A 12,705-nucleotide genomic window follows, 5' to 3' on the forward strand; every position below is an offset into this window, starting at 1 on the left:
GCCCGCTGCCACACACAAGCCAGTCATAACAAAGACAAATACTGGGGAACCGATGACTTCCACTCCGATCGTGGCGCTTGAACGCGTCGCGAAGACTTATGGCGTTTTCACCGCCCTGCATCCGACCGACCTGCAGGTCGAAGAGGGGGAATTCGTGACGCTGCTCGGCCCGTCTGGGTGCGGCAAGACGACGACGCTGCGGCTGATCGGCGGCTTCGAGGCGGCCAGTGCTGGCCGTGTCCGCATCGAGGGTCAGGACGTGACCGAACGCCCGCCCTATCGGCGGCCGGTGAACACCGTTTTCCAGGATTATGCGCTGTTCCCGCATATGAGCGTTGCCGAAAACATCGCCTACGGCCTCTCCGTCAAATCCAACAACATCCCGAAGGCCGAGCGACAGGCCCGCGTCTCCGAGGCTTTGGCGATGGTCGGCCTCGAAGGACTGACGCACCGCCGCCCGGGCGAACTCTCCGGCGGCCAGCGCCAGCGCGTCGCCATGGCGCGCGCCATCGTGCGCCGTCCGCGCGTTCTCCTGCTCGACGAACCACTGTCGGCACTGGACGTCAAGCTGCGCGAAGGCATGCAGGTGGAGCTCAAGCGCCTGCACCGCGAACTCGGCATCACCTTCGTCATGGTGACCCACGACCAGACGGAAGCTCTGGCCTTGTCCGACCGGATCGTCGTGATGAATGCCGGGCGCATCGCCCAGATCGGCTCGCCTTCCGATCTCTACGACAATCCCGCCACGCCTTACGTCGCCGATTTTATCGGTGCCACCAACCTGCTGGAGGGGCAGGTCATCGGCCGCGACGGCGACGAGATCGCCCTGCGCATCGGCGACGGCACGATCATCCGCTCCCGGCGCGGCGCCGCCATCCCCGCCAATGCGAAAAACGTCATTCTGGGAATGCGACCCGAACGGCTTCTTCCCTCCGCCCCCGATGTCGCCAACACGCTTGTGCTTACGGTCAAAGAAAACCTCTTCCACGGCGATCGCCTGCGCCTCGAACTGACGGCCGATGGCATCGACAGGTCGATTTTCACCGAACTGCCCCGCACCGCCGTGGCCGCCGTTTCCAGCATCGCCCCCGGCAGCCGGCTGATTTTCCGCATCGATCCCGCCGATGTCATGGTGTTTACCGGGGAGAAGAACCCATGACGCTGACCCGCCGCACCTTTCCGGGTTTTGCCGCGCTGTTTTCGATGCCGCTCGCCTGGGTTCTGCTGCTCCTCGTCGTGCCCTATGGCATCATGATCTCGGTCGGCTTCTGGACCCGGCAGTTTCCTTTGTTCTATCCCGACTTCCAGTTCGGAAACTACGCGCAGATCTTTTCCGATCCGCAATACACCACGGTTATCCTGAGAACGCTGAAGATCGCCGCGCTGGTAACGCTTGGTGCGCTGGCGCTCGGTTTTCCGCTCGCCTACTTTCTCGTCTTCACCATCCGCTCGGCAGCGCTGCGCAACCTGCTCTACATGTCGGTCGTCGTGCCGCTCTGGGTCTCCTACCTGCTGCGCGCCTATACCTGGAAGATCATTCTCGGCACGGACGGCGCCCTCAATTCGCTGCTGGTCTCGACCGGCATCGTCTCCGCCCCGCTCGATATCTTCCTCTACAACCAGACCGCCATGGTCATCACGCTGATTTATATCTTCGTGCCGTTCATGGTCATGCCGCTGTTTACCGTCCTCGACAACATCCCGCGCCGGCTGATCGAGGCATCGGAGGATCTCGGCGTCGGCCCGTTCATGACCTTCTGGAAGGTGATCGCCCCGCTGTCGCTCGGCGGCGTGATCGCCGGGTCGACGATGACCTTTTGCCTTGCCTTCGGCGATTTCGTCGCTCCGGTTCTGGTCGGCGGCCCGGATGGCACGATGGTCGCCAACCTGCTGCAGACGCAGTTTGGCGCAGCCCTCAACTGGCCGCTCGGCTCGGCACTGGCGACGCTGGTGCTGGTGATCGTGCTTGTGCTCCTGCAGATATCGAGCCGCCTCGACATGGCCGGCCGTGTCGAACTGACGTGAGGAGACCGATATGCACGCCCTGAAATGGTGGCAGCGCGGAATGGTCGGCTTCAGCCTTGCGGTGCTTGCCTTCCTCTACCTGCCGATCGTCATGCTGGTCCTCTTCTCGTTCAACGACAGCAAGGTCACCTCCTTCCCGCTCGCCGGCTTCACTCTGCACTGGTACGAGACTTTCCTCGCCAACGAACAGATGCTGCGGGCACTCTGGAACAGCCTGGTCGTCGCGGTCTGCGCCACGGCGCTCAGCGTCGTCGTTGGCGTCACCGCAGCAATAGCACTCGACCGCTACGAATTCCCCGGCAAGCGCCTGTTCCAGAATGCCATCCTGCTGCCGCTCAGTCTGCCGGGCATCGTCACCGGCATCGCGATGCTGAATTTCTACAAGCAGATCGGGATTCCCCAGAGCCTGACGGCCGTCGTCATCGGCCATGCCACCGCCCTGCTCGGCGTGGTCGTCTCGCAGGTGATGGCAAGGCTTGCGAAGATCAACCGGCGCCAGCTGGAAGCCTCCGCCGATCTCGGCGCCACGCCGGTGGAGACGTTCCGGCGCGTCACCCTGCCGACGATCCGCAGCTCGATCATCGGCTCGGCGCTTCTGTGCTTCACGCTATCCTTCGACGAAATCCCCGTCACTTACTTCCTGACGGGCCGCGAGGTGACGCTGCCGATCTACATCTATTCGACGCTGCGGCGCGGCATCACGCCGGAGATCAACGCGGTCGGCACGGTCATCGTTGCCGCTTCCTTCGTCCTCATCATCCTTTCCGTCACGCTCCTGCGCGAGCGACGCCCAACCTGATCCATCCAAGGGAGAACAGCATGGACAGCGCCACCTACACCCGCGATTTCTGGCAGGCGAAAGCCGGAACGCTCAAATTCCGCACGCAGCATTTCATCGACGGCACCTATGTCGCCTCGGCCGACGGCCGCACCTTCCCGACCATCAACCCGGCCACGGGTGCTACGATCACCGAAGTCGCCCGCGGCGGCGAGGCCGAAATCAACCGCGCCGTGGCCGTGGCCCGCAAGGCGTTCAAATCCGGCAGCTGGTCGCGCCTCGATCCGCGCGCCCGCATGGCCGTACTCGAAAAATTTTCCGCACTCGTGGAGGCGCATGCGGAAGAATTCGCCGTGCTCGACAGCCTTGATATGGGCAAGCCGGTCATGGACATGATGAACATCGACATCCCCGGCTCGGTGATGTCGCTGAAATTCTTCTCCGAAACCATCGACAAGATCGAAGGCGCGGTAACCTCGACCACCGCCAGCGCCCTGCACTACATCCTGCGCCAGCCGCTGGGCGTCGTCGGCCTCATCGTGCCGTGGAACTACCCGCTGATGATGGCCGCCTGGAAGCTCGGCCCGGCGCTGGCGACCGGCAATTCCGTCGTGCTCAAGCCGGCTGAACAATCGCCGCTCTCGGCCAACCTGCTGGCCGAACTGTTCATCGAGGCCGGCGGTCCCTCGGGCGTGCTCAACGTCGTTCACGGTCTCGGCGAGGAAGCGGGCAAGGCGCTGGCGCTGCACAACGACGTCGACAAGATCGCCTTCACCGGCTCCACCGAAGTCGGCAAGCTCTTGATGATCTATTCCGGCCAGTCGAACATGAAGCGGGTGTCGACCGAATGCGGCGGCAAGACCCCGCAGATCATCCTCGGCGATTACGACGACCTCGACACCGCCGTCACCTACGCCGTCAACGGCATCTACGGCAACCAGGGCGAGGTCTGCAACGCCGGCTCGCGCATCCTCGTGCAGAAGAACATCCACGACGACTTCGTCGAGCGCTTCACCGCGCGGACCCGCGAAAACTTCGTTCTCGGCGATCCGCTCGACCCGTCGACGACCATCGGCCCGCTGGTCACGTCGTCGCATCAGAAACGCGTCCTGAGCTACATCGACATCGGCCGCAAGGAAGGCGCCGCGTTGCGCTTCGGCGGCGGTACGCTCGCCTCGGCGCCCTCCGGCGCCTATGTCGAGCCGACGCTGTTCACCGGTGTCAACAACTCGATGCAGATCGCCCGCGAAGAAATCTTCGGCCCGGTCGCCACCATCATCCCGATTGACGGCACGGAGGATGCCATCGAAATCGCCAACGACAGCGTCTATGGCCTCGCGGCTTCGATCTGGACCCGCGACATCTCGAAGGCGCACCTCTTCGCCCGCGACATCGAAGCCGGCGTCGTCTGGGTCAACTGCTTCGACCACGGCGACATGACCTCCATCTGGGGCGGCTACAAGCAGACCGGCAACGGCCGCGACAAATGCCTGGAAGCGCTCACCCAGTACACCCAGACGAAATCGGTCTGGGTAAACCTTGGATAAAAATGCGAGGTCGCGCGGAAAGCTGTCCGCGCGACCTTTCGAACTGCCGGCGAAGAATTTTGGCCCGCTCTCCGCCGATCCGAGCAGGTTGACGCGGCAACCAAAGCTGCTAAAAAGCCACCCGTAGACGAAATGGGTAGCAAATCGGCCGCGACGCCGAAAACGGGCGTCTCAAAACGCTCCAGGCTAAACCAGTTCACCTGAACGGAAGAGTGTCCGAGTGGTTTAAGGAACCGGTCTTGAAAACCGGCGTGCGGGAAACCGTACCGTGGGTTCGAATCCCACCTCTTCCGCCAATGTCTTCACAACGCCGTCTCCGGGCTTGGCCTAGGATAGGTCACTCCACTCAAATCATCGACGATAGAGAGCATATCTGACGTTAAAAAAATGCCCGGCACAGGGCCGGGCATAGCGCAGGAGAAATCTTCTGCTTCGTCAATTATCCGAAAACGGACAGACCTGATCCGCTAGATCACGAACCCGAAGCCAGCTTGACATTGCCGCCATGGCCACCACCGCCGAAAACTTGCGTTGCTCCGAAGGAAGAGCGGAGCTGGTTGCGGGGGCCGGGCAGGCCGATTGCCGGGAACAGCAGTTCCGAAACCCGATATGCCTCTTCGAGATGCGGATATCCGGAGGCGATGACGGTGTCGATGCCGATGTCCTGGTATTCCTTCAGGCGGGCGGCGATGGTGGCTGGCGAGCCGACAAGGGCCGTGCCGGCGCCGGAGCGCACCAGGCCGATGCCGGCCCAGAGGTTCGGCGACACTTCCAGCTTGTCGCGGCGTCCCTGATGCAGGGCGACCATGCGCGCCTGACCGACAGAATCGGAATTCTTGTTGAAGACCTCCTGGGCTGCGGCGATAGTCTCGTCGGAGAGTTTCGAGATCAGCTGGTCGGCGGCCGCCCAGGCTTCGTCGTCGGTTTCGCGGACGATGAAATGCAGGCGGATGCCGAAGCTGACCTGACGGCCATGCTTCGCGGCGGCCTTGCGGACGGAGGCGACCTTTTCGGCCACCTGCGCCGGCGGTTCGCCCCAGGTCAGGTATTTGTCGATGATACCGCCGGCAAAATCGATCGCTGCATCGGAAGAACCGCCGAAATAGATCGGCGGGCGCGGCTGCTGCACCGGCGGCAGGCCGAGCCTTGCGTCGATCGCCTTGATGTATTTGCCGTCGAGCGTCGATTTTCCAGTCTCGATCAGCTCGTTGAATACCTTGAAGAATTCGTCGGCGTGGTCGTAGCGCTCGTCATGCGGCAGGAAGATGCCGTCGCCGGCCAGTTCCTGGGCGCTGCCACCGACGACGATGTTGAGCAGCAGGCGGCCGTTGGAAACACGGTCGAGGGTCGATGCGAGGCGGGCGTAATAGGCGGGCGTCGCCGTGCCGGGACGGATCGCCACAAGGAATTTCAGCTTTTCGGTGACGGCGGCAAGGTTGGCCGCCAGCACGAAGGATTCCTCGCAGGCAGCGCCGACGGGGATCAACACACCGGAATATCCCAGCCGGTCGACGGCCGTGGCAATCTCGCGAAAATAGGCCGGGTCGGACGGCCGACTCAGATCGTCCGACCCGAGATAGGAACCGTCGCCGGAGCTCGGGATGAACCAAAGGAAATCAAGCGGTTTTGCGGAAGTGGTCATTCGTGCTGCTCGTTCTTTTCGTCGGCGGCCTGCCGAAACGGGTGACACCTGGAAAAGCAGCGTCGCTGCCTTCCTTGTCCTCATGGCGTCAGAGGAAGATAATAAAATCTATAACTTTTATAAGAAATATTCTGCCGCATTTCGGCAGTTGAGGAGAAAATCCTGTCGGGACGGCTGCCCGATAGCCCGGTATCGTAAGTGCGGCTGGTGGACATATCGGCCGAACGGTTGCGACAGTGCCGATGGCACCCGACCGGAACGACACGGTATGTTCAATGGCTCTCACTTGCCACAGGAATAAGCATCGATGCCCGGACGCAAACAAATTCTTCTCAACGCATTCAACATGAATTGCGTCGGCCACATCAATCACGGCCTCTGGGCGCATCCGCGCGACCGTTCGCATCAATACAAGACGCTTTCCTATTGGACCGATCTGGCAAGAACGCTGGAGCGCGGCCTCTTCGACGGGATTTTCCTGGCGGATATCGTCGGCGTCTACGACATCTATCAGCAGTCCGTTTCGGTGACGCTGCGCGAATCGGTGCAGCTGCCGGTCAACGACCCGATCCCACTGGTGACGGCGATGGCGAGCGTTACCCGCAATCTCGGTTTCGGCGTCACCGTCAACACCAGCACCGAGGAGCCCTATACATTTGCCCGACGCATGTCGACGCTCGATCATCTGACGGAGGGACGGATCGGCTGGAACGTCGTCACCGGGTATCTCGACAGTGCCGCCCGCGCGCTCGGCCAGGACGGTTTGGCGGAACATGACAATCGCTACGACCGGGCGGACGACTATCTCGACGTGTTGTACAAGCTATGGGAGGGAAGCTGGGCGGACGATGCCGTGCGCCTCGACAAGGCAGGCCGTGTCTATAGCGATCCGGAACGGGTGCGGAAGATCAGCCATGACGGGCCGTTCTATCGTTCCGAAGGCTACCATCTGGCCGAACCTTCGCGGCAGCGCACGCCGGTGCTCTATCAGGCCGGCACATCCGGGCGCGGCCGCAAGTTCGCCGCCCGTCATGGCGAATGCATCTTCATCGGCGCCAGCGATCCAGCCGCCGCGCGCGTTACCGCGCGGGCGCTGCGGGACGAGGCTACGGCTGCCGGTCGCAATGGTAACGACATCAAGATTTTCGTCGGCATCACCGTCGTTCCCGGCCGGACGGAAGCGGAAGCGCAGGACAAGCTTGCCGATTATCTCGATTATGCCAGCCCCGAAGCCGGACTGGCGCATTTTTCCGCCGGCAGCGGCATCGATGTCTCGCCTTTCGGACTGGACGATCCGATCGATTACGGTATCGGCAATGCCATCCAGTCGGTCAACCAGATGGCCCGCCAGAAGGGCTGGACCAAGCGGAAACTGTTGAACGAGCTTGCTATCGGCGGCCGCTATCCGCTGATCGTCGGTGATGGCGACAAGGTTGCGGCGGAACTGATCCGCTGGGCAGACGAAGGCGACATTGACGGCTTTAATCTCGCCCGCGCCGTCGTGCCTGAAAGTTTCGAGGATTTCGTCGAGATCGTCGTTCCGGCACTGCAGAACCGCGGCGCCTACAAGAGTGAATATGCCGATGGGTCGCTGCGCCAGAAATTGTTCGGTGACGGGGATCGTCTCAACGAGCGGCATTACGGGCATGGATTCCGCTTCGTTTGACACGGGTTCGCGGGCATTCTTTTCCTCAAAACGGCGAGAGTTTGGAGATAATTATCTACTAATTTTGTAGATTTAATTTCTAATTGGGACGTGGTTTCAATCTCTGTGTGGAGCACGTTCATGAGAAGACAACTGGTCCTTTCCGCCACCACCGCTTTCACTCTGTTCTCGATTGCATGCGGCGCCAGCGCCGAGGGCCTTGCCGGGGCACCGGCGCCGTTCGACAAAGGCGACGTCAAGCTGGCGCTCATAAGCTACATCTCCGCCGGCGATTTCTTCCAGGCTTATCAGGCCGGCGCCGAGGCGCAGGCCAAGGCATTGGGCGCGGATCTGCGCATTTTCCCCGGTCGCCAGAATGCCGCCGAACAGCGCGAACAGATCGTCCAGGCGATCAATCTCGGCGTCCAGGGCATCATCATCGACCACGGCGTGCCGGAATCGCTGACCGACGTCGTGCAGCAGGCGCTGGACAAGGGCATCAAGGTCATCGCCTTCGACGTCAACCTCAACAATCCGCAGGTTCCGCAGGTCGAGCAGAGTGACCACAAGCTGGCGGAAATCGCCCTGGAAAGAGCGATTGCCGACAACGGCACGTCGTTTAATGCCGGTTACGTCTATGTGGCGGGTTTTGCCCCGCTCGACCGGCGAAACGAGGTCTGGGAGCGCGTCCGCAAGGAAAATCCCGGCATCGCCGAGAAGGCGCGTTTCGGCAATGTCAGCGATACGACCGCAACGACGACGGCTGACCAGGCCAAGGCGGCATTTCGTGCCAATCCGGATATCTCGGTCGTCTTCGCGCCTTATGACGAGTTTGCGCGCGGCGTAAAGCTGGCGGCAGCCGATCTCGGCATTTCTGAAAAACTGAAGATCTATTCCGCCGATATTTCCACGGCGGATATTCAGGAAATCGTCGAAGCCGGCAGCCCTTGGGTGGCGACGGCTGCGACCAACCCCGCCGTCGTCGGCGCGGTTTCGATCCGGGCGGCAGCGCTGCAGATTGCCGGGGAAGCGGTGCCGAAACAGATCGTCGTCGAGCCGGTTCTGGTGACCCAGCAGCAATTGCGCGAGGCGGGCGTGAACACCATCGAGGACCTGGCCGCAAAAATCCCGGCCTTCTCCACCAGTACGGCGGCAACGGCATCGTGGATACCGGCTGCAGCGTTCTGACCCGTAGCCGTTTCGCAAAGAAATAGAGAAGCCGGGACGGAGATAACGCCGTCCCGGCTTCTTTTGTCTATGCCTGATTGTTTGCCAACCGTTCCGGGGTCAGCGCGCCCGGTGGTCGAGGCGGTTCACCAGCCGGTCGCCGAGCCATTGCACGCCGCAGACCAGCAGGATCAGCACGGCAACGACAGCGATCATCACGCCGGTTTCGAAGCGCTGGTAGCCATAGCGGATCGCCAGGTCGCCGAGGCCGCCGGCCCCGATCGCTCCGGCCATAGCCGATGCGCCGATCAGCGTCACCAGCGTCACCGTGAAGCCGGCGACGATGCCGGGAAGCGCTTCGGGGATCAGCACCTCGCGGATGATCGTCCAGCGGTTGCCGCCCATGGCGCGTACGGCTTCGACCAGCCCTTTGTCCACCTCGCGCAGGGACACTTCGGCGATGCGGGCAAAATAGGGTGTCGCGGCAATCGACAGCGGCACGATGGAGGCGGCCGTGCCGAGCGATGTGCCGACGATCAGCCGCGTCAGCGGGATCAGCGCCACCAGCAGGATGATGAAAGGAACGGCGCGAAACCCGTTGATGACCATGCCGAGCGTGCGGTTGATCCGGAGGTTTTCGGCAATTCCGCCCCGGTCGGTCATGATCAGCAGCAATCCGAGCGGCAGCCCGGCCGCAAGCGAGATGATGCCCGAAGCGCCTGTCATGATCAGCGTTTCGAAGAAGGAGCGAATGAAGAGATCGATCATCACGGAACTCATCGGACGAGAACCTCCGCGCGGGCGCCGCTGGCGCGCACTGTTGCAAGAAAGGGATCGAGGTCGGCCGTATCGTTGACCGCGATGAAGAAGCGACCGACTGGCCGCTCCTGCACGTAATCCACCCCGCCATGCAGAATGCGGAAGGCACGGCTTTCCGAGGAGCGATCCAGCACCAGCCGGCCGTCATCGAGATTGCCGGCAAAATCGACCTGCACCAGCCGTGTACCGGGCGGCAGGGTCGCTGCCAGATGCGCCGGCAGTTCCGGCAGGATGCCGGCCAGCAGCCGGCGGGTGATATCGGCGGCAGGATTGGAGAAAACGGACCAGACCGGCCCTTCCTCAACGATCTTGCCCTTGTCGATGACGGCAACACGGTCGCCGATGGCGCGTACCACCTCCATCTCGTGGGTGATCAGCACGACCGTCAGGCCGAGTTCACGGTTGATGCGTTTCAGCAGGTCGAGGATCGACCGCGTCGTCTCCGGGTCGAGCGCCGAAGTCGCTTCGTCGGAGAGGAGCAGCGAGGGTCGCGCCGCCAGCGCCCGGGCGATGCCGACCCGTTGCTTCTGACCGCCGGAGAGCTGCGCCGGATAGGCGTCGCGCTTGTCCGAGAGGCCGACGAGATCGAGCAGTTCCGCCGCGCGGGTCAGGCGTTCGGCGCGTCCCCTGCCCTCGATTTTCAACGGCAGCGCGACATTTTCGATCACGGTCTTGGCCGAGAGCAGGTTGAAATGCTGGAAGATCATGCCGATGCGGCGGCGCAGCGGGTGCAATGCCGATTCCGGCAGCTTGGCGATATCCTGGCCCTCGATGATGACCGAGCCGGAATCCGGCCGCTCCAGACCATTGAGGCAGCGGATCAGCGTCGATTTTCCCGCGCCGCTGCGGCCGATGATGCCGAGGATTTCACCCTTCTGGACCGACAGCGATACGCCGTCGAGCGCCGGGGTCGCGCCAAAATGCCGTTGGACATCGACCAGTTCGACGACAGGCGCGCCGGTCGCATTTTCGACCGCAGTTCCCTGCGATCCGTCTTGATAGCTCATACACATGTCTCCCGCAGGACTGCCGACATACGAAAGCGACCCCTTTCATCGAAAGGGGTCGCCGGCCGGCATCGCTGCGATGCTGGTAAAAATCAATAGGCGCTGATGCCCGTGCCCTTGTAGACGCGATCGAACTCAGCCTTCACGGTATCGTTCTGATAGGCTTCCACCAGCGTCTTCACCCAGGCTTCGCCCTGCTGACCGTCACGTACAGCAATGAAGTTGCGGTACGGATTGTCGGCAACCGGCTCCTGCGCGATACGGTTTTCCGGGGTCAGGCCGCTCTTCAGCGCCCAGTCGGTATTGACCACGGCAGCATCGAGATCGTCAATGGCGCGGCCAACGACACCGGCGTCCAGCTCCTTGATGTCGACCTTCTTCGGGTTGGCTTCGATGTCGGCGATGGTGGCGAGAATGCCCGTGCCATCCTTCAGCTTGATGATGCCTTCGTTCTGCAGAACGCGCAGCGCACGGCCTTCGTTGGACGGATCGTTCGGCACGCCGATGGTTGCGCCTTCCGGAAGATCGGCAACGCTTTTGATTCCCTTGGAGTAAAGACCAATCGGCCAGACCCCGGTGAAGCCAACCGGAACGATCTTGTAACCGTGCGTCTTGATCTGGTTTTCCAGATAAGGAAGGTGCTGGAAGGCGTTGGCGTCGATTTCGCCGCGCTCCAGCGCTTCGTTCGGCTGGGTGTAGTCGTTGAACACGACGGTTTCGATCGTCAGGCCATGCTTGGCCGCTTCGCCGGTGACGACGCGCCAGACATCTTCGTCCTCACCGCTGATGATGCCGACCTTGATGGTCTTGTCTTCGGCTGCGGCCGGCTGCGGTGCGGAAAGGCCGACGACGGCGGCGATGGCTGCAGCGATAACACCGAGCGTAGCGCGGCGACCGGTGGCGATGTCGAGGAGGGACGTTTTTTGCATGTCGAATATCCTGTGATCCGGGCAGAGGAGCGATGGCTCATCCTTGCCCTAAAGATCGCCGATGCGCGGTTTTTGAGCTAGGTATGATGATTTTTTATGCAGATGCAGCAGGAAAAAATGTTGCGCCGCAACGTAGCTCGCGGAGAAATTTCTACACGATAGGTAGATTATTCTTGATTGAGCGATATCCCTCCCTCTCGGAGTGATCACAGTTAGTCGACCCTGCCCTGTTCGGCGAGAAAATCGAGCAGTACCCGCACCCGGGAGGGCAAGGGACCGGCCTGGCCTGTATGAATGGCGTAAAACGCCTCCCGGTCGCCGGGATTGAGATCCTCCAGCACCGGCACCAGACGCCCCGCCGCAATGTCCTCGCGCACGGTGAATGCCGAAAGCCGGACAAGCCCGCTGCCGCCGATGGCAAGGTATCGCAAGCCTTCGCCGTCACTGGCCTGGACCCTGCCGAGCGTCGGCACGATCACCGTTTCGGCTCCTTTGCGCAACGGCCAGCCCTCCACCGCGCGGACATAACCGAAGCCGAGCCGGCTATGTCCATCCAGATCCTCAATCGTCCGGGGTACTCCAAACCGCGCCAGATAGGACGGCGCAGCGACGACGACCATGGCGGTATCTCCGAGTTTGCGGGCAATCAGGCTGGAGCTTTTCATCGGCCCCGCCCGAACCGCCACGTCAGTCCTTTCGGCAAGAAGGTCGACAACCATGTCGGTCTGCACGATGTCGATTGAGACGCGGGGGTAGCGGCCGAGGAATTCCGGCAGGATCGGCGATAGGATGTGCGTTGCATACGAGGCGCTGGTGTTCAGCCGGATGCGGCCGACCGGTTCGTCACCGGCGCCGGCGCTGCGTTCTGCCTCCTCCATGGCAATGAGGATGCTCATCGCTCTTTCATAAAAATTGCGCCCCTCCGCCGTCAGCTGAAAGGCTCGGGTCGAGCGGTTGACCAGCCGTGCGCCGAGGCGGGATTCCAGCCGTGCAATCAGCTTGCTGACTGCGGAAGGCGTCATGCGCAAGGCCCTTGCCGCAGCGGAAAAACCACCGCACTCGACCACACGGACGAAGACCTCCATTTCGCCGGAGCGGTTGATATCGATACGCGCCATCTGGTCTTTCAATTCATAGATGATGTTC

At 62.1% G+C, this 12,705-nt stretch carries 11 protein-coding genes and 1 tRNA gene; 7 read left to right on the forward strand and 5 right to left on the reverse strand.

Annotated features, from left to right (window positions below):
• Positions 1–52 precede the first annotated feature (52 nt).
• From ACSQ3I_RS04980 to ACSQ3I_RS05000, 5 genes are all read left to right on the forward strand, one after another.
• Complete coding sequence (locus ACSQ3I_RS04980; protein ID WP_435996621.1) at positions 53–1,159, forward strand: ABC transporter ATP-binding protein; 1,107 nt, start codon at positions 53–55, stop codon at positions 1,157–1,159.
• Positions 1,156–2,025, forward strand: a complete 870-nt coding sequence (locus ACSQ3I_RS04985; protein ID WP_435996623.1) for an ABC transporter permease — start codon at positions 1,156–1,158, stop codon at positions 2,023–2,025. Before ACSQ3I_RS04980 ends, ACSQ3I_RS04985 begins: the two co-directional genes overlap by 4 nt.
• A 10-nt stretch (positions 2,026–2,035) precedes the next feature.
• Positions 2,036–2,824: an ABC transporter permease gene (locus ACSQ3I_RS04990; protein ID WP_435996625.1), complete on the forward strand. Its 789-nt coding sequence runs from the start codon at positions 2,036–2,038 to the stop codon at positions 2,822–2,824.
• 20 nt (positions 2,825–2,844) lie between these two features.
• Positions 2,845–4,350, forward strand: coding sequence for an aldehyde dehydrogenase (locus ACSQ3I_RS04995; RefSeq protein ID WP_435996627.1), 1,506 nt, complete (start codon positions 2,845–2,847; stop codon positions 4,348–4,350).
• A 206-nt stretch (positions 4,351–4,556) separates the two neighbouring features.
• Positions 4,557–4,646 (forward strand) — tRNA-Ser (locus ACSQ3I_RS05000).
• Between the two features lie 176 nt (positions 4,647–4,822).
• On the opposite strand, the gene ssuD is transcribed toward ACSQ3I_RS05000, so the two are convergent.
• Positions 4,823–5,992, reverse strand: coding sequence for an FMNH2-dependent alkanesulfonate monooxygenase (ssuD, locus tag ACSQ3I_RS05005; protein WP_435996628.1), 1,170 nt, complete (start codon positions 5,990–5,992; stop codon positions 4,823–4,825).
• Positions 5,993–6,299: 307 nt separating this feature from the next.
• On the opposite strand from ssuD, the gene ACSQ3I_RS05010 reads away from it, so the two are divergent.
• Positions 6,300–7,658 (forward strand): LLM class flavin-dependent oxidoreductase, encoded by a 1,359-nt coding sequence (locus ACSQ3I_RS05010; RefSeq protein WP_435996630.1) that lies wholly within the window; start codon positions 6,300–6,302, stop codon positions 7,656–7,658.
• A gap of 120 nt (positions 7,659–7,778) precedes the next feature.
• Positions 7,779–8,825: a substrate-binding domain-containing protein gene (locus tag ACSQ3I_RS05015; RefSeq protein WP_435996632.1), complete on the forward strand. Its 1,047-nt coding sequence runs from the start codon at positions 7,779–7,781 to the stop codon at positions 8,823–8,825.
• A gap of 99 nt (positions 8,826–8,924) precedes the next feature.
• Here the strand turns inward: ACSQ3I_RS05015 and ACSQ3I_RS05020 are convergent, their stop codons facing one another.
• From ACSQ3I_RS05020 to ACSQ3I_RS05035, 4 genes are all read right to left on the reverse strand, one after another.
• Positions 8,925–9,584, reverse strand: coding sequence for a methionine ABC transporter permease (locus ACSQ3I_RS05020; protein WP_435996634.1), 660 nt, complete (start codon positions 9,582–9,584; stop codon positions 8,925–8,927).
• The gene (locus tag ACSQ3I_RS05025) at positions 9,581–10,630 is read right to left on the reverse strand and encodes a methionine ABC transporter ATP-binding protein (protein ID WP_435996635.1); all 1,050 of its coding nucleotides are present in this window, start codon (positions 10,628–10,630) and stop codon (positions 9,581–9,583) included. The genes ACSQ3I_RS05020 and ACSQ3I_RS05025 overlap by 4 nt, the downstream gene beginning before the upstream one ends.
• Before the next feature lie 92 nt (positions 10,631–10,722).
• Complete coding sequence (locus ACSQ3I_RS05030) at positions 10,723–11,559, reverse strand: MetQ/NlpA family lipoprotein (RefSeq protein WP_435996636.1); 837 nt, start codon at positions 11,557–11,559, stop codon at positions 10,723–10,725.
• Between the two features lie 212 nt (positions 11,560–11,771).
• On the reverse strand, positions 11,772–12,677 hold the full coding sequence (locus ACSQ3I_RS05035) for a LysR family transcriptional regulator (RefSeq protein ID WP_435996638.1): 906 nt from the start codon (positions 12,675–12,677) through the stop codon (positions 11,772–11,774).
• Between the last annotated feature and the right edge of the window lie 28 nt (positions 12,678–12,705).

The sequence above is a fragment of the Rhizobium sp. LjRoot30 genome (assembly GCF_964253915.1).
Taxonomy (GTDB): domain Bacteria; phylum Pseudomonadota; class Alphaproteobacteria; order Rhizobiales; family Rhizobiaceae; genus Metarhizobium.